Source organism: Bradyrhizobium sp. 179, assembly GCF_023073535.1.
Classification (GTDB): Bacteria; Pseudomonadota; Alphaproteobacteria; order Rhizobiales; family Xanthobacteraceae; genus Bradyrhizobium.
In genome coordinates, this window is record NZ_JADPJR010000030.1 from 155,209 (window position 1) to 180,307 (window position 25,099).

Here is a 25,099-nt window from a genome sequence, read left to right on the forward strand (position 1 = left end):
TTAACGCGTCGCCAGCACCACGGCAGCCAGCGTGAAGATCAGCGCGGCGATCTGGCCCGCGCCGAGCGGCTCGCCGAGCGCGATCGCCGAGGCGACGACGCCGATGACCGGCACGGCCATGGTGCCGATCGCGGCGACCGAGGCCGGCAGGCGCGCGAGCGCGGCGAACCAGCTGACATAGGCGATGCAGAACTGCACCACGGTCGAATAGACCAAGAGCCACCAGCCGAGCGGCGTCACCCGCGACAGATGCGTGGTCTCGACCAGGAGGCCGATGATCGAGATCGGCAGGCAGCCGATTCCGATCTGCCAGGCCGCCGCCGTGATCGGCGGCAGGCGGATCGGGTACTTTTTCGAGAACACCGTGCCGACGGCAAAGCCGAACGCGCCGCACAGCGCCATGATGATGCCCGGCAGCTTTTCCGCGCTGGCGGCAATGCCGTTGCCGCCCATGATCGAGGCAAGGCCGGCAAAGGCCATGGCCAGCCCCAGCGTGCGCAAGAGGGTCGGCCGCTCCCCCAGCACCGGCCAGGCGATGATCGAGGCCCAGACCGGCATGGTGTAGGCGATCAGCGCCGCCTCGCTCGCCGGCAGCCAGAGCAGCGCCAGGCCCATCAGCACCATCCAGCCGGTGACATTGAGCACCGCGGCGGTCAGTAAGCGCGGCCAGACCGCGCCCTCGACCCGCAGGCTCTGCCGTCGCACGACCGCGAGCAGCGCCAGCAGCACCGCGCCGAGCACGCCGGTGACCCCGCGCAGCGTCAGCGGCGGCAGCTCGGCGAGCAGGAATTTCGTCACCGGCCAGTTGAAGCCCCAACCGATCGAGGTGATCGCGAGGAACATGAGGCCGGCCGGGGCGATGCGCGGCCGCGCATCCCGGCGGGTCGAATCGTGCATGGGGGTTGGTCCGGCAAAATCGAAGGTCAGCTTGGCGCGGATTCGCTGCGCAAACCACCACCTCGGCGGGCATGCCTGCCCTCACCTTCCGTAGGGCTACGTGAGTCCCGCTGACGCAATCCCATCGGCCAAAAATATACCTGCCCTGTGAACAGCGGGATGAAGGGTTGCAAACAGTGCACCATGCAAATTTTTTCGGTTGGGAATCCCTGAGGACTCACTGATACTTGGCTCCACAACAGGCGCGGCCGAAACCCCTGTTATCCCCCACAATCCACCATATTTAGTATTTGATTCAGGAACTCGCACTAGTTCTTGACGGGCGCAACGGAGAGTCCTAGCTTTCGGTCCGTTCGGCGCGAGTGAGTTTGCGTCCCGCCGGCACTCCCCCAAAGGGTCTCGCAAATCGACACTCCGCCCGCCAGCCAAAGGCAGCGGATGAGGGCTTGTCTGCCCTTTGATGGAGGACGTTTCGGACGCCAGAACGGGCCGGCAACAGGCTCGCATGGCGACGGTTGAGGTGACGGTGGGGCGTTGAACGCATGTCGGGCTCATTCCCTTGGGGGCGGATGGGCCTGGACATGCCGGCGGATGTGAGGTGCGCGCACCGAGCAATCCCGTCGGGAGAACAAGGGCCGGGTTCACCGGCTGAACTGCGATGCCCGAGCCCGAACGGCCAAAGGGACTCGCGAAGCGAAATGTCGATCGGAACGCCTGAATGGAGGCGGTTCGGTCAAATATTAAGGACGGGGCAAGACCATGCGGATTGAGCGGCGCCATACCACTTCGGGACAGTCACCTTATGCGGGAATCGATTTCCGGCTGACCACGTCGGAGATTCGCAATCCCGACGGCTCGGTCGTGTTCAAGCTGGAGAACGTCGAGGTGCCGACCGAATGGTCGCAGGTCGCCTCCGACGTCCTCGCCCAGAAATATTTCCGCAAGGCCGGCGTCGCCGCGCGCCTGAAGAAGGTCGAGGAAGAGTCCGTCCCCTCCTTCCTGTGGCGCTCCGTGCCCGACACCGAGGCGCTTTCTGCCCTGCCTGAGAAAGAGCGCTATGTCAGCGAACTCAGCGCAAAACAGGTGTTCGACCGCCTCGCCGGCTGCTGGACCTATTGGGGCTGGAAGGGCAAGTATTTCTCGACTGAGGAAGACGCCCAGGCCTTCTTCGACGAGCTCCGCTACATGCTCGCCATGCAGATGGTCGCGCCGAACTCGCCGCAATGGTTCAACACCGGCCTGCACTGGGCCTATGGCATCGACGGCCCCGGCCAGGGACATTATTACGTCGACCCGTTCACCGGCAAGCTGACCAAGTCCAAGTCGGCCTATGAGCACCCGCAGCCGCACGCCTGCTTCATCCAGGGCGTCGGTGACGACCTCGTCAACGAGGGCGGCATCATGGACCTCTGGGTCCGCGAGGCGCGCCTGTTCAAATACGGCTCCGGCACCGGCTCCAATTTTTCGCGCCTGCGCGGCGAAGGCGAAAAGCTCTCCGGCGGCGGCCGCTCGAGCGGCCTGATGAGCTTCCTCAAGATCGGCGACCGCGCCGCCGGCGCCATCAAGAGCGGCGGCACCACGCGCCGCGCCGCCAAGATGGTCGTGGTCGACGTCGATCACCCCGACATCGAGACCTATATCGACTGGAAGGTGAAGGAGGAGCAGAAGGTCGCCGCCCTCGTCACGGGATCCAAGATCAACCAGAAGCACCTCAAGGCGGTGCTGAAGGCCTGCGTCAATTGCGAAGGCTCGGGCGACGATTGCTTCGACCCCGAGAAGAACCCTGCCCTGCGCCGCGAGATCAAGCTCGCGCGCCGCAGCCTCGTGCCTGACAATTACATCAAGCGCGTCATCCAGTTTGCCAAGCAAGGCTACAAGGACATCCAGTTCGACACCTACGACACCGACTGGGATTCGGAAGCCTACCTCACCGTCTCCGGCCAGAACTCCAACAACTCGGTCTCGCTGAAGGACGATTTTCTGCGCGCCGTGGAAACTGACGGCGACTGGAATCTGACGGCTCGCACCTCCAAGAAGGTGACGAAGACGCTGAAGGCGCGCGACCTCTGGGAGAAGATCGGCCACGCCGCCTGGGCCTCGGCCGACCCGGGCCTGCATTTCAACACCACGATGAACGACTGGCACACCTGCAAGGCGTCCGGCGACATCCGCGCGTCCAATCCGTGCTCGGAATACATGTTCCTGGACGACACGGCGTGCAACCTCGCTTCCGCCAACCTGCTGACGTTCTACAACACCACGACGAAGCATTTCGACGTCGAGGGCTACGAGCATCTCTGCCGGCTCTGGACCCTCGTGCTCGAAATCTCCGTGATGATGGCCCAGTTCCCGTCCAAGGCGATCGCCGAGCTCTCCTATGAATTCCGCACGCTCGGCCTCGGCTACGCCAACATCGGCGGCCTGCTGATGACCATGGGCCTGCCCTATGACAGCAAGGAAGGCCGCGCGCTCTGCGGCGCCCTGACTGCGGTGATGACCGGCATCACCTACAAGACTTCGGCGGAAATCGCCTCCGAGCTCGGCACGTTCCCTGGCTACAAGAAGAACGCCGCGCACATGCTGCGCGTGATCCGCAATCACCGCCGCGCCGCCCATGGCGAGTCCTCCGGCTATGAGGCGCTCAGCGTCAACCCGGTGCCGCTCGACCACGCCTCGTGCCCGCAGCGGGACCTGGTCGCTCATGCCAAGGCGGCCTGGGATGCGGCGCTTGAGCTCGGCGAGCAGCACGGTTATCGCAACGCCCAGACCACGGTGATCGCGCCGACCGGCACGATCGGCCTCGTCATGGATTGCGACACCACCGGCATCGAGCCCGACTTCGCGCTGGTCAAGTTCAAGAAGCTCGCCGGCGGCGGCTACTTCAAGATCATCAACCGCGCGGTCCCCGCAGCGCTGCGCGCGCTCGGCTATCGCGAGAGCGAGATCGCGGAGATCGAAGCCTACGCCGTCGGCCACGGCTCGCTCTCCAACGCGCCGGGCATCAACGCCTCGACCCTGAAGGCCAAGGGCTTCACCGATGAAGCCATCGCCAAGGTCGAAAAAGCCCTGCCGACCGCCTTCGACATCAAGTTCGCCTTCAACAAGTGGACCTTTGGCGAAGACTTCATCCGCGACCAGCTCGGCATCGGCGCTGAAGCCATTGCCGCCCCCGGCTTCGACCTGCTCCAGGCCGTGGGCTTCACCAAGCGCGAGATCGAGGCGGCCAACGTCCACATCTGCGGCGCGATGACGGTGGAAGGTGCCCCGCACCTCAAGGCCGAGCACTATCCGGTGTTCGACTGCGCCAATCCGTGCGGCAAGATCGGCAAGCGCTATCTCTCGGTCGAGAGCCACATCCGCATGATGGCGGCGGCGCAGCCCTTCATCTCGGGTGCGATCTCCAAGACCATCAACATGCCGAACGACGCCACGGTGGAGGACTGCAAATCCGCCTACATGCTGTCGTGGAAGCTCGCGCTGAAGGCCAACGCGCTCTATCGCGACGGCTCCAAGCTCTCCCAGCCGCTCAACTCGCAGCTCATCAGCGACGATGAGGACGAGGACGATGCGATCGAGCAGCTCTACGACAAGCCGATGGCGGCGCGTGCCGCCCAGGTCTCGGAGAAGATCGTCGAGAAGCTGGTCGAGCGCATCATCGTGATGCGCGAGCGCGAGAAGATGCCGGATCGGCGCAAGGGCTACACCCAGAAGGCCGTCGTCGGCGGTCATAAAGTGTACTTGCGCACCGGCGAGTATGACGACGGCCGTCTCGGCGAGATCTTCATCGACATGCACAAGGAAGGCGCCGCGCTCCGCTCCTTCATCAACAACTTCGCCATCGCGGTGTCGCTCGGCCTGCAATACGGCGTGCCGCTGGACGAATATGTGGATGCCTTCACCTTCACCCGCTTCGAGCCGGCGGGCCCCGTGCAGGGCAACGACAGCATCAAGTACGCGACCTCGATTCTCGACTACGTCTTCCGTGAGCTCGCGGTGAGCTATCTGTCCCGCTTCGACCTCGCCCACGTCGACCCCAACGAGACGGGTTTCGACGCGCTCGGCAAGGGCGTCGAGGAAGGTAAGGAGCCGGACGAGGACGGCGGCCACCACGCGACCAAGCTGGTCTCGCGCGGCCTTACCCGCTCGCGCACGGACAAGCTGGTCGTGATGCGCGGCGGCTCGACCGCGGTCTCGCAAGGCAACGACAGCGCGCCTGCCGGCGGCAGCCGCGTCACCTCGCTCGCCTCCCACGGCGCCACCGCCCGGAGCGCCGGCGACGCCCTCGAAGGCGCAGTCGCGCTGAAGCAGGAAGCGAGCCACGATCTCTCCCCCACGGAGAAGCTCGAGCAGCTCCAGTGGAGCAAGGCCGGCAGCGCCGGAACGGTCGCGGTCCCCAGCAAGGCCGAGCGCCGCGCGGAAGCGAAGGCCAAGGGCTACGAGGGCGAGATGTGCTCGGAGTGCGGCAACTTCACGCTGGTGCGGAATGGCACGTGCATGAAGTGTGATACTTGCGGTAGCACGACGGGGTGTTCGTAGCGGTTATAAACCGCCTGGTCTCATGCCGCTGTAAACCACGAGCAGTACCCTGCTCGTGGTTTACAACTATTCAGCAGCATGACTTTATTCTATCAACCAGTACGCTCAGAGCGAATGCGCAGCAACGACACCGTTCTCCGACAAAAAAGGCTGTCTTTCGGAGGAACCTACGCGAGGATCTGAAGGCGGCGGGTTATCGCGTCAGGCTTTCTGGTAAATCTGATTGGAAAGTAACGGCGCCAAGTCGCAAAGCCCAAGAGCGGGCCATGCGGGGACTAAGGTTTGAACAAATTGAACTGGAGCGGTCGTTCGCCGAGAGGCTGGAAGCCAAGGGGATCCTAAATCTTCTAGGCGACGCTACGATCCAGGTCCAAGACATCAATCCAGAGATTAAGATTTGCCGCAGCGTCGCCGATCACGAACTATTCCGGTACGCCAAGCTGTTTCAACATGTCCCGACAACCAATCGCGTCGGGCGGCAAGTTAGGTGTCTCGTCTACGACGTTGGGCAGGCGCCTAAGCGGCTGATGGGAGTGTTTGAGCTATCGAGCGGACCGTACACGATGGGTGCTCGAGACGCCTATTTGAATTGGTCCGGCGTTGACCGGAAGGGCGTGAAGGATCGCGGATTGCGCCGACTGATGGACTTAGCCACCATTGTGGCGCTGCCGCCCTACAACATCCTACTGGGCGGCAAGCTTATCGCCTCTCTCGCCATGAGCGACGTGGTGGTCAGGGAGGTCCGAAGACGTTATCGGTCAGAGCTGCTGGGCGTTGTGGCGACCTCTGCGACGGGGCTGCACTGTGCAATCCTCAATCGGATCGGCCTAAGACCAGGCGGATTGTTCTCGCGCATCGGCCAGACCAGCGGTTATTCTACCTTGGGATTTAGTCCGAGGACGCTCGGGGCTGCTCGCGCATTCCTGCCAGGCTTTGTCAGTGCGCCAGAGGGCGAATTCTCCAAGTCTGTTCGGCCGATCCATGTGCTGCGTGTCGCAATGCGCAATTGCGGCATTGGCTCCAGCACCATCTTGCAAAGCTCTTACCCTAAGGGTGTTTACCTGGGAGTCCTCCATACGGCTGATCTAGACGCTTTGAGATCCGGCCGCGGACGCAGGGCTCGTGGAGTGGCAATCGAGACTATCCTAGCGTATTGGAAGGCGAAGTATCTGGCCAAGGCAGTCGTGTCGGGAAGTCGTCAGGAAGCCTTGCGCAGTTTCGTCCGTTCAGGGCCGATTCCTGTTAGCCGGAGGAAGCGAACTAGATGTTCTGGGTAATTTTCGACAGCAGCACCAAGCGGGAATATTACCAGGATGTACATAACTTGCTGGCTATGCCCGCAGGTTGCGTCATCCCATACGACTACAGAACGAAGTATTTTTCGCCACGGGCGTTGGCGGAAATGGAAGCGCGGCGCGGCGGCAATCAGGTTTTGCTGGTCTACGCACAATCCAAGAGTTACCAAAAAAACGGCGACCCGCCGGCAGGTACGATACCGTTCGCTGACGGGTTATGGGTTGGAACTCGCCTGGCCACACTTCGCAGCGCCGCGTTCTCCGTCGATCAGTATTACATCGACCTGCAGTTGGAAGGTTACCCGGCGCCGAACGAACATGCGCTATCCGAGATACTGCGTCCGTTGATTGAGGGCAATGAGGCGCCCTTCTCGAAGTGGATCGCGGTATCGGAAGGAGACGAGCACTTCCGCAGTTTGCGGGCCGGTGCCGATGCAGAAAATTGGGCTGCCATCATTAACAAGTTGGGTGTCGCGCCCTCGCAGTTCGCTGGCGATTCTTTTTGGAGGGTCGCGAAGCTCGTATCTGGTGAGGATGCGATCGGGATCAAGCCGCACATCGAGGAGCGCCCCTCGTCAAGCGGTTTGAAGAGGTCGCGGTCCGTCTTTACCGTAAATGGGCTAGATCAGGTTGGCATCGAAGTCGAAAGCCGACAGCCCCAAGCGGAGGAAGATTCGAACGCCCCAGAAGGAGAACCGCGGGCGATCTCGATTTCTTGCGATGCAGAGCCCCTCTCCGCGTTCAAAGGAAAATCGCTACCGCTACGTAGATTTCAGCATGTATCGGTGGAAGGCCAAATCGCCGCGATCGACAGCTTCCGTCCGCAGGATTGCAAGTTGCATCTAACTACAGGCCCTACACCCGAAGGGAAATACCCGATCGGCCCCAACTTCTCCCTGGATCTTCGCGCGACGATGGACCCGTCGAGGATGAAGTTGGGAGTTTTATCAGGGGTCCTGGGGGCGGCCGGTGTAGTGATTGGCGCTGTTCTGGCCAAAGATCACATAGATTGGGGCATAATCTCGGTGGTGGTTGGCGTTCTACTGAGCGTCACGTCCTATTCCACCCTTACGGGCAAGTTTAAGCTTCCAGGCGCAAAGTAACACGGAGAAGTAGATGGCTATCGTGAACAGACAGTTCACCTATAAAAAGCGCATCAAGGTGAGCGTTGAGGATTTTCAGGCCGCTCGCGAGGGCAAGAAAACGGCCACGATCCGTTTAGGCATCGCGGCAGTTGAGGGGGAAAATATAGACCTCACCGACGGAGCGAATTCGCTCAAAGTCAAGGTCATCTCGGTTGCGACTGAACCCTACAAGGCGCTTTCTGATCAGCACGCGCAGTGGGAGGGCTTTCAGAACGTCACCGAGCTTCAGAAGGATCTTGAGAAATATTATCGAAAGATCGATCCAGAGCAGCCGATCACCACAATTAGGTTTGAACTTGCAGGGTAGCTGCGCGGGCCCGGTAGAAGCGGAGTGAAGTCATGCCCAAACCGGAAAGCTTCCCGATCGAGAAGATCTTCGTTCCCACGAAGCAGAAGAAAACCATCAAGCCCGAGGTCGTCGGGGAGATCGCGGAAAGTATTCTGGACATCGGACAGCAGGCTCCCATTTCCGTTTGGCGCGACGGAGACCGCCTCGTTCTAGTCGAGGGACTGCATCGGCTCGAAGCCTGCAAGGCGCTCGGCGAGACGACCATCATCGGTGTCCTGGTCCCGGCCGAGCTTGCTCAGCACAAGCCGCAGCTCGCCGAACGACCCGAAGTGGAGGCAGAGCGCATCAAGATGGCGCGATTGAAACAATTACGCCTCGAGAAGGAAGCCGCAGACGCATCGACTTCTGCCTTGAAGAGCGCTGGCGCAACGCAAGCGCCGCGCACCCGTTCGATGAAAGGCGTCCGCGACAATCCGAAGGCATCGCCGGGCCGGACTGCGGGATCGGCACGGAAAACATTGTCGGACTGGATCACGCAGCAAAAGGGAAGCGGCGGGCGCTATTGATGGCCCGGATTGCAGCGAGATCGAACCAAAAGCCCGATCATAAATCGATCAGCCCGTCGTCGTTCTGGGGCATCGATAGCCGCAAGCCGCGGCTATCTCTCCTTGCATTACCGCGATCCTCTCACGCCGCTTTCGCCTGCTCCGGCGACGCCGTCTCCATCGCGCGCATGTAGAGATCGAGCAGGCTTTCGCGCTCATCGCGCTCGTTCTTGTCTTCCTTGCGCAGCTTGATGATCTCCTTGAGGATTTTCACGTCAAAGCCCTCGCCCTTGGCTTCCGCGAAGACTTCCTTCTTCTGTTCGCTCAACTCCTGCATTTCGCTGTCGAGGTTCTCGATCCGCTCGACGAAGGAACGGATCTTGCCGCCGGGAATGGTGATGTCGGACATGGTGCCTCTTTGCTGACTGAGATCGTGAAAATGCCCGCAAAGAAATGACCAATGTGTTAACCTCGCAGCCCGCGCATTGCCTGCTGACAAGCGCCGAGGGAGCGGTTCCATGCCCGAGCTTCGCTTCGATGACGGCGCCGCCTATGAGCAGGTGATGGGTGTCTGGAGCCGTTCGGTCGGCGAGATCTTTCTCGACTGGCTTAGGCCACCACAAGGGCTGCGCTGGATCGATGTTGGCTGCGGCAATGGCGCCTTCACCGAGCTCATTCTTGCACGCTGCGCGCCCAGCGACGTGCAGGGCATCGATCCCTCTGAGGGACAGCTCGCGTTTGCCCGCAGGCGTCCCGGCGCGCGCGGGGCCGTGTTTCAAACCGGCGATGCCATGGCACTGCCCTTTGAGGTGGAAAGTTTCGATGCCGCGGTGATGGCATTGGTTCTCGTGTTCGTGCGGACCCCCTCGAAGGGTGTCGCGGAATTGGCGCGCATCGTTCGTCCCGGCGGCCTCGTTGCGACCTACATGTGGGACATGCTGGGCGGCGGATTTCCGCTCGATCCGATCCTCGATGAGATGCACGCGATGGGGCTGTCGCCGACGCGTCCGCCGCATATGGAAGTGTCCACTCTTGCGGCGCTTCAGGGCCTTTGGAGCGCGGCCGGGCTGCAGCAGATCGAGACCCGGGAGATCACCGTGCAGCGGACGTTTGCCGATTTCGACGAGTTCTGGAATGTGGAGACGAAGGCCCCCTCCACCGCACCCGTGATCGCGGCCATGCCGGCGGCCGACGTCGCCGCGCTCATGCAGCGCGTGAGGGCGCGCCTGCCCGCCGACACGGACGGCCGCATCACCTGCAGCGCCCGCGCGCACGCGATCAGCGGACGCAAGCCGCGCTGAAGATGTGGGGAGGCAGGAATTCCTATGACAACCCGCAGGAATCACGGTGACAGTGCATTAGATTCGTCCGCCATCCGCCCTGCCGAATCTCGGCTCGATTCACGCTTGGTCGGTGTCAATTAAGTGCACTTGCATCGTAATTCGTGCGCCGGAGGCGTTAGCGGCCTCGCTCCGTCGCGCTCCCGAGCCCGCCACAATTTTTCCTTTGCACACGCGTTGTGTTGGACAGCGGCGAGACCTATCCTTGCAGTGATCGGACCGCCTCCCATTGACGCCCGACCGGATGGAGAGCGCATCGGTGCCTGAAACGAACGACCCCAGCCCTGATACCCACAAGCCTGGTGCCGACAAGCCTGACACCGCCAAGCCGGATGAGGCGCGCGCCGACGGCGGGCTGGCGCGGGCCTATGACCGGATCAAGAGCGCAGAGGAAGACCTTGCGCGGCTGGACCGGCTGGTTTCCGGAATGGAACGCAACAGCGAAGGCCAGCGGGCCTCGCACGCAAGTCTTGGTGCGACGGCAGCCGCAACTTCCGGAAACAAGGCGGCGCCTGATGCCAAGGTTCGCGATCAAGGCATGAAGGGAGACCGGACCCTGGTGCGCGCTTTGGTCGGCCTGGTGCTGGCGATCGGCTTTCTCGGAGCCGCCTTCGCGTCGCAATATCGCGATGAGGCCAAATCGATCGGCACGTCGATCATGGCACGATGGGTTCCGTCGGCCGCGAGCAGGCCCCCGCCCGTGGTGGAAAGTCCGGCGCAGCCGCCGGCAGTGCAACTGGCTGCTGCGGACGAGTCGAGCCCGCTGCCCGCGCCGCCGATAGCTAAGGAAACGGACAGCGCCCCAAAGCCTGACGCCACAGCGCCTGACCCGTCGTCGTCCGATCTTGCGCAATCGCTCAAGGCCATCACGAGCGAACTTGCGAGCATCAACGGCAAGCTCGAGCAGCTGAAGAGCCGCAACGAGCAGAGCCTGCGTGAGCAGGCCGACACCATTCAACAGCTCAAGGCGGCGCAGGAGAAGGATGCGGCGGACAATGCGCGACTCGCCGCGCAGGTCCAGGCGCTGCAGACACAACTCACCGCTTCGTCCGCGTCTGCAGCCGCGAAGCCCGTCGTGCGAAGCGTGACGAACAACGATGCGGCTGCGCATGCCCGGCCGCATGTATCAGCGGCCGAACCCCGACGGCCCAGACCGCCGCGAGGCCCCTGGATGCCTCCGCCGCCCTACATGGTTGAACCTTACGGCTATCCGGATTGGTGAGCCCGCAGGGCAGGCTTTTTTTTCCGAAGGCGCGATTGGATTTAAGGCCCGTAGGATAGGGCCATTCTGCGAGCTACCGGCCGAAACGAACGTGTAGTCGATACCCTGCTCGACCTGCCGCGTCGTGCCGTTCCGATACGTGAAGGTCCAGAACACCTTGTATGACACGCTGTGCCGGCGATCGTCGTCCTCGATCACGATGCCGGAGTACCTGTGCTGCGCTTCATGATCCGGTACCTTCGACCGTGGATGTCAGAGAGGATGCGATTCCGAATCCGTTGACGGGCTCCGCCTTGCTGATGTTGACGCCATGAGCCGCGAGCGAAAAGTGCGCACCGGTTTTCCGCAAAGATCATGCTCAAACAAATAGCCTAGATTGCGTTAACCAAGTCCATCATCTGCGCTGGTCGCACTCCCGAAACGGCATGGCAAAAAAAAGCAAGCGCCTCCTCTCTCGCCTTCGCAAGCTCCGGCGAGGCGCCCGGTGGATGCGCAAGACATTCGTGCGATCACCGCGGATGGTTCGGATCGCGGCCGGCGCGGCAATCCTGCTTGCGGCCATCGCGCTTGTGAACATCGCCTATCAGTTGATCCGCAAGCCGACCGAGCTGTTCGTCCTTCTCGGACATGCCCTCGACAAGGAGCCGGCGGAGACGTGGGCGCATTACGGGCCGCTCTTCCGCACCTATTCCACCGCTGTTATCACGCCCGAATTGCTGGCCGCGCTGGCGCAGGTCGAAAGTTCCGGCAATCCCGTCGCGCGCACCTATTGGCGCTGGCGATGGAGCTTCAATCCGCTCGCGATCTACCGACCGGCCTCCAGCGCCGTCGGTCTCTACCAGATGACCGATCCCGCCTTCACTGAAGCGGCCCGGTTCTGTGTCCGCGGCAACGCGGTCACGGAGACGGCTTGCGGGTTCAACAGCTTCTACATCCGCGCGATCCCGAGCCATGCCGTCGAGCTGGCATCGGTGTATCTGGACCGCCAAGTGGCCTTGGTCCTCACCCTCGCGGGCGATATCAAGTCAGGCGCGCAACAGAAGCAGGATCTGGCCGCCTTCATCCATCTCTGCGGCGCAGGTCCCGCCACAGCCTATGCGCGCCGCAAGTTTCAGATGCTGGTCGGCGAGCGCTGCGGCGATCACCTCGTCGCAAGCTACGTCGCCAAGGTCAACGCGATGAAGCGGCAGTTTCAGCGCCTTGCGGCTGGTGACGGCGATTAGATGATGCGTTTCGCAGACCGTAGGATGGGCGGAGCGACTTGTCCGCCGTAGCTCGACGAGCGGAAGCGATACTAACGACGCTGCGCGCGACGACGGGTTTCGCAACAGCTCGACCCATCCTACGAACTAAGCTCTACGCGCGCCTCACCGTATCTCGCTCATCGTCACCTGTCCGGCGATCCCGCTCAACTCGGGCTCTTGTGGCGCAAGCTCCTCATCGGAAGACGGGCCTACCGAGACTTCGGCCATTCTACGCTTGACCTGTTCGCAAGTCTTGCGGACGTCCTCGGTGAACAGCGCGCATTCTTCGATGCGCTTAAAGATCTTCCGTCCCTCTTCACGATAGCCCGCCGCCGTCTCCCGCATGAAAGCGATCGCATCATGGACCTGGGCTGTCAGCGCCTCGCATTTGTGCGCGGCGTCGATCAACTCGGTGCCCATGGCCTCGATCTCTTTTGCAGCGGACTCGTAGTCGCGAATGACCGCCTCTGCACTGAGCGCGCCGACGCGCGACACGCCCGCGGTGTGCTCGACGTAATCAGGCAGAGCAATGGAAGTAATAGAGCTTCCCGAGCGTACCGACGCAATGTCCGCTTCGAGTTGGACCAGATTCACTCCGTCCCGTCTGCGCAATTGTTCAACACTTGCCATGATTGATCCTCCCAATACGCAACCCCGAACCCTTAACAGCATTGGGTTTATTACGGGGATAAATGTCGTTCTACCTCAATGAATCCTTGACAGTCTCAGGTTTGCCATTTTCCTAATCGCTGACGTCGCACGCAGCGATGTTGAACCTGGGCGCGCTCAACCAGTTCTGGTCGCGGGTTGGCGGAGATGGGAGGTGCGCAAGGACTCGAGTTCTCGAGCGAGAAATGAGCGGTCGAGTAAGCGTGGCCCGGGGCGCGCGTGGCGAAATCCGGGTGTTGTGCCCGCGCATTCGGCGCGCGGCCTATCATCGGCCGGCGTTTTGCGCCGACCGCAAGCCGGTCAGTTCAGCGTCCGTCGATGGCCGATCACCACATGCCGCAGAATCTGATGGGTGTTCACCACCAGTACGGCCACCGCCACCCCTCATAGCGGACCCACGACGAAACCAGTGGCGGGCCGTATGGATCGACCCGGTCGTCTTCAGGACGATAGCGATATCGTGGAACGATATAGTAATCCCACGGCGTTGGCCTGAGCACGGGCGCCGTAACGATAAGTCTCTGCTGGGGTTCACGAACGACTTGCGCCTTCCGCGGCCGGGCTTCAGCACCTGACGTTCCAAGGCTGCACAGCACCAGGGCCGTTCCGAGCGCACACGCGGCGGTCATTGTCTTCATGCGTTGGCCTCCTTCCCGCCAGAGTGCTCAAGGAGGCAAAGCAAGGCAAGCCTAATTCGTTTTCGACTTGCTCGAACGCCCCCTGCCGGCTTTGGCGACTCCGGCCGCTCCGCCAGCAGCCGCCTACTCCCGCGCCCGACGCACCGCCTCCTCCAGCTTCATCCTCTGCTTGTCCCACCGGCTCTGCTCCGCCTCCGCACGTTCATCGAGGGCAGCCCGCTCGGCTTCGATCTCTTCGGTGTGAGCCTCGTGCTCGCGCCTCGCCTTGTCCAGCGCGGCTTGCGCGCTCGCGACCGCCTTGTCGCGGCGCGCGCGCTCCTTGGCGCGGGCGGCCTCCTCTTTCCTGCGCTCGGCTTCGCGCTGCCGCTCCTCCTTCTCGAACGCCGCGGCGGCCTCGCGCGCCTGTCGATCGTCAATCTTGTGGGACGATGTCTTTGCCGTCTTGGCCGGACGCTTGCTTGGCTTGGGCTTACGTTTCGGCTTGGCCTCGCCGTCGGCGAGATCGGTCGGCAGTTCGGCGCTTTCGGTGAACGGGCCGTCCGAGCCGACCGGACGCCTGAGCACAACCCCGGGGCTTGCCATGGTCGCGGCGACGATGTCGGGGTCGTCGGTCTCTTTCGCCACGCCTTGATGGAACAGGTTGGAGCTGGCGCCCCACGCCTCCAGCGCTGCCTTCATCGATGGCGCGGCGACCGCCTGGTCGTAGAAGCCGAGCGAAGTCTGGTAGGTCTTCAGTTTTCTTTTGAGTTTTTTTGGCATCTCGCCCCACGGCCTGGCGACGTATCAGCTTCCCGTCGCACCGGGCGCCATCATGCCAGTTTGCCCCTGTTTTGCCCGACAAGTCAAACGCTATTCGGGATCGCCGAAGTCGGCCCGGAGCATTGGCGCCCCGTGCCCTGCTCGCCCGACGGGAAAAATATTCGGACTTGCAGAACTCTGAAATCCCTCATGTTTTCTACTGTGCATGGGGTTGTTTTCACAACTTTGCTTTGACGGGCCCCGCCCCGCGCTCGATCTACGCCCCGAGCAGCGCGTCATATCCGCGCTCGCTGAACGCCAGCAGACAGAAGCCGTGCCCGAACGGATCGGCCAGCATCGCGATCCGCCCATAGGGCGCATCGCTTGCGGCAATCTCGAGGATCGCGCCGGCGCGCAGCGCGCGTTCGACGGCGGCATCGACATCATCGACGACGACGTCGATATGCACGGGCGTCCAGTGCCGCGCGTAGCGGCGGCGATCGCCGCCGGCGCCGATTGTGCCGGCCTGCTTGGTGAGCAGATACACCGGCGCCGGCCAGCCCAAGAGCTCGACGAAGTCGCCGCCGAAGCAACGGCCGAGCGTCAGGCCGAATGCTTCGGTGTAGAAGGTCGTCGCTTGCGCGACGTCGGGGACGTCGATGTTGAGGAGGAAGGCCATGATCAACTCGTTGCGCGGTTGCGCAGCGAGCGTAGCCCGAATGGAGCGTCGCGCAATCCGGGATGGTGCCGCAGGTGCAATCCCGAATTTCGCTTGCGCGCCGGGCGACGGTCTTAAGGGATTTCGTACACCGACACCTTGTCCCCGATCCCGCCCAGCGCGACGCTGCGACGTGTCGGGTTGAGGCCGCCGGCCTCCAGCAGCGTCCGCGCCTCGGCGTTGTCGACCACCGCCTCCGTCACTACGATCGCGCGCGAGGCGGCGAGGCTCTGGACGCGGGAGGCGATGTTCACGGTCTGGCCGAAATAATCCTGCTGGCCGTTGAGGGTGACGGCGAGGCACGAGCCCTCGTGAATGCCCATCTTGAGCAGCAGGCCCTGGTGCTGACGCTGGGCGCCGAGCTCGCTCATGGCCTCGCGCATGCGGATCGCGGCCGCAATGGCGCGATCGGGCGTCTCGAAGGTCGCCATCACGGCATCGCCAATGGTCTTGACCACGGCGCCCTGCTCGGAGGCGATGATCTCCTGCAACAGGCGGAAATGCTCGTTGACGAGATCGAAGGCGACGAGGTCGCCGACATGCTCGTAAAGCCCGGTGGAGTCCTTCAGGTCCGAGAACAGGAAGGTCAGGCTGAGGATCTTGAGGCGCTGGCCGATCGCGAGCGTATCGGTGCGGTAGAGATCGCGAAAGGTCTGGTTGGTGAGGAGGCGCTTTGCGGTGAGGCTCGGCTTGCGCCGGGTCAGGAGATCGTCGAGCCGCTGGTTCATCACCCACACCGCCGGCAGCACGCGGCCGTCGGTGCGGTTCTCGAGCGTCAGCCGCAGCGGTCCCGGGCGCAGGCTCACGGCGTCGACCGGGACCTCGGTCCTGTTCAAGATCAACGACAGGGCCTGGCGCTCGGCCGTCTCCTCGCCCTTCACCTCGATGTACTGCGCCGTGTGCGTCACCGGATCGAACACGATCAGCATGCCCGGCTGTACTTGCAGCGAGAGAATGGCGCGCTCGCCCGGCGGCAGGTCGACGGATTCCAGGGTCAGCTCGCGAAGCAGGCCGTCGAGGTCGGGCGGAAGCTCGATCGCCGAGCTCCAGAACACCTGGCGGTAATATTCGGCGAGCGGCAGCTCCTCGGCATTGTGCGCGGCGATCCTGCGCACGCGCGGGCTGACCGCGAAGGTCACCTCGACCAGATTATCGAGCGTCGTCTCATAGCCGGCGGCGCAGAAGGCGCAGTGATATTGCGGGCTGTTGACGGTCTTCAGGCTCTTGTTGGCCGAGAGCACGCCGGCGCAGCTCGGGCACATCACGCTCCAGGTCATCTCGAGGATGCCGAGCCCGACCGCATGCAGCAGCCCCGCGATCACCTGCTCTTCGCCGAGATTGGCCATCCTTGCCAGATGCAGCGCATTGATCTTGCACAGGGCATGGTCCGGCCCCTCCCGCACCATGCGCTCGAGCATGTCGACGACGGGCGCGTCGGCCGACTGGCGCAGGACACCGAACAGGGTTTCGATCTCGCTCATGCCGTGATGTTATATGGAAGGGGGTGACGCGGACATCCGCTTTCCGATTACCTATGCCGGGTAAGGAGGAGCGCAAGCCATAGCCGTCAATTGCTGCGTCACGATGATGGGAGTTTGCGGAGTCCCGGCAAAGGCCGGATTTCTCTTTGTTTCCCCATCCCCGCTGCTATCGCTTTGCGCGCCCACTAAGTGGTCGATGTGACCGAGCGCGATCGCGGTGGCGTTGCCCTTCGGCGCGATCCATTCGGCGGCATCGGTGAACAGCGCCGCGATGCGCGCTGCGTCGCGGCCATCTGGCGCGGCTGTTCGAATGGCATGTCGGCGCCACGCCGCAACAGCTTGCCAAGACGCTGCGCGCGCAACGCGCCAAGCGCTTGCTCGATGCCGGTGATTACACTATGGCTGAGATCGCGTTCCAGGCCGCGTCGTTCATGGTCGCACGAGGGGGCGGATCGCGCGCGCGGCGAGACCCGCCTGCCCTTCATGCGATCTCAACTCAGCGGGCGGCCCCCGTCGTGACGTCCGCGGTCTTGACCTTGCGGGGGCTGAGCACCTTCAATTGATGCGCTGAAGCAACCGTCGTGGGCGCCGCGACCTGCTGCTCGACATGCGTCCCACCGACCACGCGCACCTGCAAGGGCGAAACCGGAAATCCGTTGGCCTCATAGGTCGGCAGCTCAGCGGCGAAAGCCGAAGTCGCGCCCGCGATCGTCAGGAATGTGGCGGCGATCGTCAAAGTCTTCTTCTTGTTCATTGGTAATGCTCCTGATGGAAGATTCGGAGCACATTTAAGCGCGTCGTGCTGCATTGCGACATCCGCTGTTGCATTGCAACAGCGCACGCAGTGCATGGCGATATGCTTAACACGGTACAAAGCCTTGGCCGAATCACGCCGGCGGGGCCATCGCGCGTTGCGGGCGGAGGTCAGCCGCCGAGCACGTTGCCCCAACCATCGAAGAGGTAGGCCTTCCAAGCTACGGTTCCATCCTCACGTGGCCGGCTGGCCTTCCGGTAGTCATCGGCCTGTTCGGCGGTCCAGGTGATGATCGTGTCGGACAGACGATCATGCAGGATGGCGGGCTCGGTGGGATCGAAGTCGTCCATGGGACGAAGCGAGGAATGCGTGCTCATGGGCCGATCAACGCACGGCCGTGCGCAAAGTTGCCGCGAAGCGTCAGGGCGTCTTGTCAAACAGCCAATCGCGAAAGCCCCTCACCGCCTATTTCAGCGCGATCGCGAGCGATTGCAGTTTTGCGACGAGATTGGTGCCGAGCGCATAGATGATCTCGATAATCGCGAGTGCGATGCCGGCCGCGATCAGACAGTACTCGATCGCAGTGGCGCCGGATTCATTGGCGACGAATTCGGCCCATTTGCATTTCAACTTCACTGACGTGCCTTTCTGTCTCTACCAGAAATTGCGAGCGCGAAAAGTGCGTTGTGGCAATCGAAGATTGAGTAAATTCGGATCGCTCAATTTGACGACAAACCGGCTGGTTGCAGGCATTCCGGCGCAGCCGCACATGGGGCCGCCATGGAACCCGCGTTGCAACTTCGCAACACCTCTTCGAAAAGCCCGTTTTCGTTGATTTACGCCATTGCGCCGCCACACCCTCTTCCGAACAATTGACGCGCTGCGTGCCTTTCCGTGCAAGACTGTTTGCATCAAGTCTGTTTGCATCATGACTGTTCGAACAAGACTGGTTCGAACAGAACGTTTGGAGGCAGGGATCATGAATGATCGGCAGTCTCTTCTTGTGGCGGTCTCATGCCCCTCGGCCGTTCTCGCTGCCTGGCTGCTGCTCTCCCTGTCGGCCTACGCGCCAGCCCTTATCGAGAACAGCGGCGCCAATGCGGCTGCCGTCTCGCGCGCGAAGGATCTCGGTCGCCTCGACCTTGCCGACGTCCCACGCGCTGCGACCATCGAGGACGGTGTCGCCTTGACCGCCGACATTGCGGCGGCTGCGGCGAGCCTCGTAACTGTCGAAGCGGCAGCCGCGCCGGAGGCGGAGGTACCTGCCCCCGCCGTCCAGCTCGCGTCGGCCGATCCCGCGTTGATATTGTCGCCGGAGCCGCCCGCGCCTCAGATTTCGCCCGAACCAGCACCGAGCGTCAGCGAGGCTCCGCCTGCGCCAGCGCCAGAGCCCTTCAAACTCGCATCCGCCGATCCCACCGAGATCGTGGCCACGGACGCACTGTCCCCCGCCACGATCGCGAGCGGATCCGCCCCCGTTGCAAGCAAGACGTCGCCACCCGCAGACACCGTCGCCGTGCTCGACGAATGCTTCGTCGTGGACGCCTGCATCGATCGCTATCTCTGGGCGCTCTACCAGCGCACGCCTAAGGAGGATTCAATCAAGGTGCAGGAACGCCGCGCCGTCACCGTCAAGCGCAAGGGCAAGACGGTGACCGTGATGCGCAGCTTCACCAAGCTGGTCGACGAGGATTTCGGCTGGAAGGATCCCAAGGCGGCTGAGCATGCCGGCATGTCGATGATGGACTACGTCATCGGCGGCATGGACAAGAGCTTCAAGCGAAAGCTGTTTCGCACGCTGCTCGCCGCCGAAGCCGCCGGCCTCTCGCCGGGCATCACCAGCGCGTTCCGTGACGATTATCGCCAGTCGATCGCGAGCGGCCTGAAGGCCGCCTCCGACCGCTCCTATCACGGCGGCAGCACGCGTGGCGGTTATGGGCACGGCATGGCCGCCGACATCGTCAGCACCCAGGGTAGCAATCGCGCGCAACGCTGGGTCTCGACTGAAATCCTGTGGAAGTGGGTCGACGCCAACGGCAAGGCATTCGGCATCGGCCGGCCCTATCTCGGCCGCGATCCGCCGCATGTCGGCCCGATCGACGGCCAGGAATACATCTCGCGCCGGGGCACGGCGGAGCGCAAGGAAGCTGCCAACGCCAAGCCGAGAAAGGTGCGCGCTGCGGCCCACGCAAAGCCGCCCAAATCACAGGCCATGCGTGAGCAGAAGAGCCCGGCAAAGTCGCAGAGGGCGGCGCAATCGGCCGGCAAACGCGCGACCTGAAGCTACGGCTTGCGGGCCGGCGTCGGCAGCGGCACGAGACGCATCTCGGCTGTGCCGGCCTCCTGCGTGCGCACCAGCACCGCAAAGATGGTTTCGACCGCCAGCCGCACTGCGACCTCCCTCGCCAAACCCTTGGCGAGATGCGCCGCGATCAGGCCGGTGAGAAGGTCGCCCGTGCCATAGGGCCGGATCGGCAGACGCAGCGTGGCAAAGCGCGACAAATGGCCGTCGGCGCAGAGGATCGTCTCCAACTGTCCTTCGGGCGTGTCCGCGAGCGTGCAGCCGGTAGCGACGACGTCGAGGCGGGCCTGCCCCGCGAGTGCCGCGCAGGCCGCGCGCAGGTCCTGCGCATCGGCAATCGTGATGCCCGCAAGCAGCTCGAGCTCGAACCGGTTTGGCGTGGTCAGGTTCGCGGCCGGCAGCAGCCGGCGCCGGAGCACGTCCAGAATTCCATCGGCGACATAGACGCGACCATCGTCTCCGATCACGGGATCACAGAGATAGACGAGCTTCGAATTGCGCACCAAGGCCCGCTCGACGAACTCGGCAACGACGGCGGCATTACCGGGCGAGCCGAGATAGCCAGTGACGACCACGGCCGCCTCGTCGACGAGATCGCGCTCTTCTACGCCCCTGAGAAGATCGGCCACCAGCTCGGTCTCCAGCACCCGCCCGCGCAGGCTCGGATAGCGTGGATGGTTCGACAGCAGCGTCGTCGGCACCGCCGCGACATTCACACCCTCCGCCTGCACGGCGTAGGCAGCCGCGCTGTTGCCGACGTGGCCGTGGACCACCTGACTTTGAATGGAGATGACGAGCATCAGAGGTCCGTAGGGGCAAATGCTACGCGAGGCAAGTGCAGCAATCATAGCCGAAATAGAGCGCACCTCCATCCTAGCTACAGGATTGCGGCAGCACGTGCGGGCAATGCCTCAGCGCCGCGCCAGCCTTCTAAGATAGGCGCAGAACATGTCGGCCATGGCATCAGCATAGGCTGCGATCTCCGCCTCGCTCCGTGTCTCTTCCGAAAAACTTTTGCCGACCTCGCTGAGCGTCGTCGTGATCAGCTCGCCGGCGAGGGTGCGCGTCGCATCCGAGGCTTTGGGCAGCGCCTCCCGCATGAAGGCGGCGACGATGCCCTCGCCGGCCGCCCGCGCATCCTGCGCCTCCGGCGCGTCGCGATAGAGCGGTGCGGCATCGCTGAGCGCGACGCGAATCGCAGCCTCCTCGCATTCGGAGCGGATGAAGGCATGGACCAATGCGCGCAGCCGCGCCAGCGGGGGCGTCGCCCGGTTCGCCAGGATGCCGCGCAGGAGCTCGCTGGTGCGCCGCCACTCGTCGCTCTGGAGGCGGAACAGGATCGCCGCCTTGTTCGGAAAATATTGGTAGAGCGATCCAACGCTCACCCCGGCCCGGTCCGCCACCCTCGCCGTCGTGAAACGCTGCGCCCCCTCCTTCGCCAAGACCTGAACAGCGGCATCCAGGATGGCCGCCACCAGCCCGGTGGAGCGGGCCTGTTGCGGCTGTTTTCGCGAGGAAATTGAACGGCTTCGACGGTCGGCCATGATGCCTGCGAGCAATGCGAATAGGAAATGCGACGAATTAGTCGTATTTCAGTCTCCGCGCAAGCACGCGCTTCGCTGCGAACCCTGGAGACGCCAAATGACCACCCCAACCATCACATCGCTTACGCCGCTGCTGGATCGACTGTTCGACGAGGCCGAAGCTGCAAGCAGCGCAACGCTGGCCGCTATCGCCGACTTGTCCGATGCCGACCGGGCACGGATGATGCGCAGCAAGACCGCTTACCGCGATCTCTATGGACGCCTGAGGGACGCTCCGCTCGCGGTCTCGCGCGAGACCGGCAGCCTGCTCTACATGCTGGCCCGCAGCTCCCGCGCCAAGGCGATCGTCGAGTTCGGCACCTCGTTCGGCATCTCGACCCTGCATCTTGCTGCAGCTCTGCGTGACAATGGCGGCGGCCGCCTCATCACCAGTGAGTTCGAGCCGTCTAAGGCAGCGCGGGCGCGGGACAACCTGTCGGCCGGCGGTGTGATCGACCTCGTGGAAATCCGCGAAGGCGATGCGCTGAAGACCCTCAGTGCCGATCTGCCCGATACGATCGACCTCGTGCTGCTCGATGGTGCCAAGGCGCTCTACTCGGATATTCTGGATCTGCTCGAACGCCATCTCAGGCCGGGCGCGATCATCGTCGCCGATAACGCCGACGACAGCCCCGACTATCTGGCGCGTATGCGCAAGCCGGGAAACGGCTACATGTCCACGGCCTTTGTCGAAGACGTCGAACTGTCGGTGCGGATCAACTGACGCGGTGTCGACGCACCGCGGCATCTCGAGCCGCCACGCGATGGAACGCGCGGCGGCTTCGTTGCCTCGGCGGCGTCACCGTCGTGTCCGCATTCCAATCGGTGTCGCAGGTTCGTCACTCACACGTGTTACCTGCTCACGGCAAAAGCCCGTTCCAGGGGCTCGACGTATACCGCGCAGAATCTTCTTACGCCGAGAGGCTCATGACCTCCGCCTTCAATGCTTACGCGGCGCTCGCACTTGCCATCGTGTTCGAAGTCACGGCGTCCGCCTTCCTGCAGCAATCCGCTCAGTTCACGCGGCCCTGGCCGACCTTGGCGATGGTGCTGTTCTATGTCGCCTCGTTCTATGCGCTGTCGGCGGCAATCCGCATCATCCCCCTGAGCATCGCCTATGCGATCTGGGGCGGCGTCGGCATCATCCTGACCGCCACGGTCTCCTTCGTGCTATTCCGCCAGATGCTCGACGGCGCCGCCTTCGTCGGCATCGCCTTGATCGTGTCCGGGGTCGTGGTGATCAACCTGTTCTCGGAGACGACGGTGCATTGACGCGGCAGTCCCGGTGCGCGCTACTGGCCCCGCACCGGTTTGGGCGGACGCTGCGCGGATCGCGGCGGTTTTGCGCCAGGCTTGGCCGCACTACGGGGTGGCGGCCCATCGACCGACTCCAGATAGGCGGCGAGCGCCTTGGCGGAATCGGAACTGGTTGCGTAGTGGTCTTTCAAGAACCAGGACAGCGTCAGGCTGAAGCGTCCCTTGGCAAGGCCCCGTGGGGTGCGGTGACAACTGGCGCAACCGTCGGCAAAGAGCCTTGCGGGCGACTTGCCGGCGTCAAGGTTCTGCGCGGCTGCAACCGTCGCCGTCAGGACGGCGCCCGCGGCAAGAGTAATCAAGGGCGCGATCAAGCCGCGCCCCGGTCGAAACAGCGAAATCAACATTGTCCCTTGGACCGCCTTGCGGTCACGCCGCCGACAGCTGATCGAATTCGGGCGGCGCATAGGCCTTGCCGTCCTGATCGGTGATGACGACCTGCCACCCCTCGCTGGCCCACACCCTGGCCTTGGCCACGATGAGCAGCCGGCTCTCGCGGGCGAAGCTATACTTCTCGTTGTCGCGTTCTGCGACCATTTTGTAGGCCAATGCATATCCCCTGGCGTTGCCCCGCACCCCGCCCCTCTCGTGGCAGCGGGCTTTGGCGGCAATTCGCCAGGAGCGTGGCAATTTGGTGCCATCCGCGGGCAGTACGGCGCCGGCGCGCTCACAGCCCGGTAACCGGATGAGCGCGCGCCGCATCAGGGACGCGCCTCTGCTGTGCGGGTTTGCTTGCCGCCAAGCGTGCAGCGCCGCAGGCGCGTCGTCACATGGTGCCGAATCGGCCCCCGGCGCCGTCACGACTGCTACGGAACCGATAGCGCCTGCGCGAGCGTCGCTAGTGCACCCTGATGATGTGCGGCCGGCCGAGATTGATCAGCCCCTGCACCGCCGACAGGCGATCGTCGAGGGCTGCGATCGTGAGCTGCAGATTGTTGCGGCGCTCGTCGAGCATGCCCATCTCGGCGCCGGTGAGCTTTGCGCTCGCCCGTTCCTTGTGGATCGCTTCGAGGGATTTGCGCAGTCCGGCAATCAGGCTGGACAGCTGCTTGGCCTCCTTGGTCATCGACCGCTTCGCGACATTTTGGCGGCGCGTCTCCGCCTGACTCTGTCTCATCGTCATCCTCCCGTGCCCCGCTGCCCCGAGTGGATGCTTACAGCTTTGAGTACACATATTACGATCGATGAAATCTGCTCGCGAAAAACTTCCTTAAATTGTATGCGCAGAGAACCTGGGTCCGACAAGCAGAAAGCCCGGCGCAAGGGCCGGGCTTTCCTAAGCAACGTCAGTGCTTCTGATGGCCGCCACCGGGGCCGCCCGCTTGGGGGCCACCACGCGGCGCCGCATTGATGTGCGGAGCGCCGCCGCCGGGGTGCGGCATCGCGGGTGCCGCCGCGCGCGGCGCCGGCATCTGCGCTCGGGCATTCATCGGCGTGCCATGGCCGACGTTCGGCTGGGCGACGTGCGGCATCGCCGGCGGGGCTGCAGGCGCGGCCGACACGCGCGGCACTTCATGGGCGCGCGTCATCGGCTGCGCGCGCACGGCAGCACGGCTCGCAGCATGGTCGTGCATCATGCGCGCCTGCGCGTCGCGCGGACTGCGGCCCTGCACGGCGGTTCGCTCATTCGCGATGCGCTCATTCCGCGCGGCGCGGGTTCGGTCGATCGTAACCGCGGCGTCGCGCTTGGCGAGCGCATTGGGCCGCCCGACCACGGCATCCCGTGCGGTGGCCGCGACATTGCCCCTGGCGTGCACGCCGCTGCGCTCGAGTGCGACCGCCGCATCGCGCGTTGCCGCGCGGCCGATACGAGCCGCACGTGGATCAAGCGTCATCCGCGTCGCGAAACGCTGATGCGAAGTCCAGTAATTATTCCAATAGGCGTGGCGGCGATACCAGGGACGTCCCGCATAGTAGTTCGACCAATACGAGGTCAACACGAAGGGGACGACGGGCACGTCGATCTCCTCGACATAATCGGGGAGATAGACGTAGTGGTTGCGATAGAGGTATTCGAGATATTGCGACGATACCCAGCCGCGATCGTCGGAGAAGCTCACGTCGCACCAGGCATTGCCGCGCAGGCAGCCATGGATGTTGACGCGGGCACCACCGGGGATGCGGTCGACCAGGGGAAAGCCCGTGCCCGGTCCGGCACGCAGGCCGGTCGAGACGGTGACGATGCCCGGCGCGGCCAGCGCGGCCGTCGGGGCAAGCAGCAATGCGGCAAGCAAAACGCTTTTGAGTCTCATGGCGTGTTCCTCCTCTGCCAGTCGGAACGCGCAAGCGGAACGGGCGTTCCGCGTACGGTGGTCGCACGCGTCGAAAGATCGAAATGCACACCGCGCGCGGTTCAATATTCACTCGCCGTTCATCGCCAAAGCACCCG

At 63.5% G+C, this 25,099-nt stretch carries 27 protein-coding genes; 12 read left to right on the forward strand and 15 right to left on the reverse strand.

Annotated features, from left to right (window positions below; all coding sequences use genetic code 11):
- Positions 1-897: a DMT family transporter gene (locus IVB12_RS07190; RefSeq protein ID WP_247297152.1), complete on the reverse strand. Its 897-nt coding sequence runs from the start codon at positions 895-897 to the stop codon at positions 1-3.
- A 759-nt stretch (positions 898-1,656) separates the two neighbouring features.
- On the opposite strand from IVB12_RS07190, the gene IVB12_RS07195 reads away from it, so the two are divergent.
- From IVB12_RS07195 to IVB12_RS07215, 5 genes are all read left to right on the forward strand, one after another.
- Entirely contained in the window at positions 1,657-5,433 is a 3,777-nt protein-coding gene (locus IVB12_RS07195; protein ID WP_247297153.1) for a vitamin B12-dependent ribonucleotide reductase, read from the forward strand.
- A 266-nt stretch (positions 5,434-5,699) separates the two neighbouring features.
- A complete protein-coding gene (locus tag IVB12_RS07200) occupies positions 5,700-6,710 on the forward strand; it encodes a Druantia anti-phage system protein DruA (RefSeq protein WP_247297154.1) in 1,011 nt (336 codons plus the stop codon).
- Positions 6,698-7,831: a hypothetical protein gene (locus IVB12_RS07205; RefSeq protein ID WP_247297157.1), complete on the forward strand. Its 1,134-nt coding sequence runs from the start codon at positions 6,698-6,700 to the stop codon at positions 7,829-7,831. Before IVB12_RS07200 ends, IVB12_RS07205 begins: the two co-directional genes overlap by 13 nt.
- Before the next feature lie 13 nt (positions 7,832-7,844).
- A complete protein-coding gene (locus IVB12_RS07210; protein ID WP_247297158.1) occupies positions 7,845-8,180 on the forward strand; it encodes an ASCH domain-containing protein in 336 nt (111 codons plus the stop codon).
- Between the two features lie 32 nt (positions 8,181-8,212).
- Entirely contained in the window at positions 8,213-8,728 is a 516-nt protein-coding gene (locus IVB12_RS07215) for a ParB N-terminal domain-containing protein (RefSeq protein ID WP_247297160.1), read from the forward strand.
- Positions 8,729-8,849: 121 nt separating this feature from the next.
- Here IVB12_RS07215 and IVB12_RS07220 read toward each other — a convergent pair whose 3' ends face one another.
- Complete coding sequence (locus tag IVB12_RS07220) at positions 8,850-9,116, reverse strand: DUF2312 domain-containing protein (protein WP_025575662.1); 267 nt, start codon at positions 9,114-9,116, stop codon at positions 8,850-8,852.
- 109 nt (positions 9,117-9,225) lie between these two features.
- On the opposite strand from IVB12_RS07220, the gene IVB12_RS07225 reads away from it, so the two are divergent.
- From IVB12_RS07225 to IVB12_RS07235, 3 genes are all read left to right on the forward strand, one after another.
- Complete coding sequence (locus tag IVB12_RS07225; RefSeq protein WP_247297171.1) at positions 9,226-10,008, forward strand: class I SAM-dependent methyltransferase; 783 nt, start codon at positions 9,226-9,228, stop codon at positions 10,006-10,008.
- A gap of 283 nt (positions 10,009-10,291) precedes the next feature.
- Positions 10,292-11,269 (forward strand): hypothetical protein, encoded by a 978-nt coding sequence (locus tag IVB12_RS07230; protein WP_247297298.1) that lies wholly within the window; start codon positions 10,292-10,294, stop codon positions 11,267-11,269.
- Positions 11,270-11,694: 425 nt separating this feature from the next.
- Positions 11,695-12,492, forward strand: a complete 798-nt coding sequence (locus IVB12_RS07235; RefSeq protein ID WP_247297173.1) for a transglycosylase SLT domain-containing protein — start codon at positions 11,695-11,697, stop codon at positions 12,490-12,492.
- A gap of 144 nt (positions 12,493-12,636) precedes the next feature.
- On the opposite strand, the gene IVB12_RS07240 is transcribed toward IVB12_RS07235, so the two are convergent.
- The 4 genes from IVB12_RS07240 to IVB12_RS07255 form a co-directional block, all read right to left on the reverse strand.
- Positions 12,637-13,143: a hypothetical protein gene (locus IVB12_RS07240; protein WP_247297175.1), complete on the reverse strand. Its 507-nt coding sequence runs from the start codon at positions 13,141-13,143 to the stop codon at positions 12,637-12,639.
- Positions 13,144-13,943: 800 nt separating this feature from the next.
- The gene (locus IVB12_RS07245) at positions 13,944-14,579 is read right to left on the reverse strand and encodes a cell envelope biogenesis protein TolA (protein ID WP_247297177.1); all 636 of its coding nucleotides are present in this window, start codon (positions 14,577-14,579) and stop codon (positions 13,944-13,946) included.
- A gap of 256 nt (positions 14,580-14,835) precedes the next feature.
- Positions 14,836-15,237 (reverse strand): VOC family protein, encoded by a 402-nt coding sequence (locus tag IVB12_RS07250; RefSeq protein ID WP_247297178.1) that lies wholly within the window; start codon positions 15,235-15,237, stop codon positions 14,836-14,838.
- Between the two features lie 113 nt (positions 15,238-15,350).
- Complete coding sequence (locus tag IVB12_RS07255) at positions 15,351-16,757, reverse strand: adenylate/guanylate cyclase domain-containing protein (protein ID WP_247297180.1); 1,407 nt, start codon at positions 16,755-16,757, stop codon at positions 15,351-15,353.
- A 302-nt stretch (positions 16,758-17,059) separates the two neighbouring features.
- Here IVB12_RS07255 and IVB12_RS07260 point away from each other — a divergent pair, with 302 nt between their 5' ends.
- A complete protein-coding gene (locus tag IVB12_RS07260) occupies positions 17,060-17,320 on the forward strand; it encodes a hypothetical protein (RefSeq protein WP_247297299.1) in 261 nt (86 codons plus the stop codon).
- On the opposite strand, the gene IVB12_RS07265 is transcribed toward IVB12_RS07260, so the two are convergent.
- The 3 genes from IVB12_RS07265 to IVB12_RS07275 form a co-directional block, all read right to left on the reverse strand.
- Entirely contained in the window at positions 17,254-17,511 is a 258-nt protein-coding gene (locus tag IVB12_RS07265; RefSeq protein ID WP_247297182.1) for a hypothetical protein, read from the reverse strand. The two genes, IVB12_RS07260 and IVB12_RS07265, sit on opposite strands and share 67 nt — an antisense overlap.
- Positions 17,512-17,681: 170 nt before the next feature.
- Entirely contained in the window at positions 17,682-17,888 is a 207-nt protein-coding gene (locus tag IVB12_RS07270) for a hypothetical protein (RefSeq protein ID WP_247297183.1), read from the reverse strand.
- Positions 17,889-17,976: 88 nt separating this feature from the next.
- Entirely contained in the window at positions 17,977-18,147 is a 171-nt protein-coding gene (locus IVB12_RS07275; protein WP_247297184.1) for a Flp family type IVb pilin, read from the reverse strand.
- 343 nt (positions 18,148-18,490) lie between these two features.
- Here IVB12_RS07275 and IVB12_RS07280 point away from each other — a divergent pair, with 343 nt between their 5' ends.
- Complete coding sequence (locus IVB12_RS07280) at positions 18,491-19,792, forward strand: hypothetical protein (protein ID WP_247297185.1); 1,302 nt, start codon at positions 18,491-18,493, stop codon at positions 19,790-19,792.
- 2 nt (positions 19,793-19,794) lie between these two features.
- On the opposite strand, the gene pdxY is transcribed toward IVB12_RS07280, so the two are convergent.
- Both pdxY and IVB12_RS07290 read right to left on the reverse strand, forming a co-directional pair.
- Positions 19,795-20,613: a pyridoxal kinase gene (gene pdxY, locus IVB12_RS07285; protein ID WP_247297186.1), complete on the reverse strand. Its 819-nt coding sequence runs from the start codon at positions 20,611-20,613 to the stop codon at positions 19,795-19,797.
- A 111-nt stretch (positions 20,614-20,724) separates the two neighbouring features.
- Entirely contained in the window at positions 20,725-21,357 is a 633-nt protein-coding gene (locus tag IVB12_RS07290) for a TetR family transcriptional regulator (protein ID WP_247297191.1), read from the reverse strand.
- A 97-nt stretch (positions 21,358-21,454) separates the two neighbouring features.
- Between IVB12_RS07290 and IVB12_RS07295 the strand changes: the two genes are divergently transcribed.
- Both IVB12_RS07295 and IVB12_RS07300 read left to right on the forward strand, forming a co-directional pair.
- Entirely contained in the window at positions 21,455-22,120 is a 666-nt protein-coding gene (locus tag IVB12_RS07295; RefSeq protein WP_247297194.1) for a class I SAM-dependent methyltransferase, read from the forward strand.
- A 203-nt stretch (positions 22,121-22,323) separates the two neighbouring features.
- Positions 22,324-22,668 (forward strand): multidrug efflux SMR transporter, encoded by a 345-nt coding sequence (locus tag IVB12_RS07300; protein WP_247297195.1) that lies wholly within the window; start codon positions 22,324-22,326, stop codon positions 22,666-22,668.
- A 20-nt stretch (positions 22,669-22,688) separates the two neighbouring features.
- Here IVB12_RS07300 and IVB12_RS07305 read toward each other — a convergent pair whose 3' ends face one another.
- From IVB12_RS07305 to IVB12_RS07320, 4 genes are all read right to left on the reverse strand, one after another.
- Positions 22,689-23,057, reverse strand: coding sequence for a hypothetical protein (locus tag IVB12_RS07305; RefSeq protein WP_247297198.1), 369 nt, complete (start codon positions 23,055-23,057; stop codon positions 22,689-22,691).
- A gap of 22 nt (positions 23,058-23,079) precedes the next feature.
- Positions 23,080-23,286 carry a hypothetical protein gene (locus tag IVB12_RS07310; RefSeq protein ID WP_346657683.1) on the reverse strand — a complete coding sequence of 69 codons (207 nt, stop codon included), beginning with the start codon at positions 23,284-23,286 and terminating at the stop codon, positions 23,080-23,082.
- Between the two features lie 262 nt (positions 23,287-23,548).
- A complete protein-coding gene (locus IVB12_RS07315) occupies positions 23,549-23,827 on the reverse strand; it encodes a hypothetical protein (protein WP_247277277.1) in 279 nt (92 codons plus the stop codon).
- 169 nt (positions 23,828-23,996) lie between these two features.
- Positions 23,997-24,962 carry an SH3 domain-containing protein gene (locus tag IVB12_RS07320; RefSeq protein ID WP_247297203.1) on the reverse strand — a complete coding sequence of 322 codons (966 nt, stop codon included), beginning with the start codon at positions 24,960-24,962 and terminating at the stop codon, positions 23,997-23,999.
- Between the last annotated feature and the right edge of the window lie 137 nt (positions 24,963-25,099).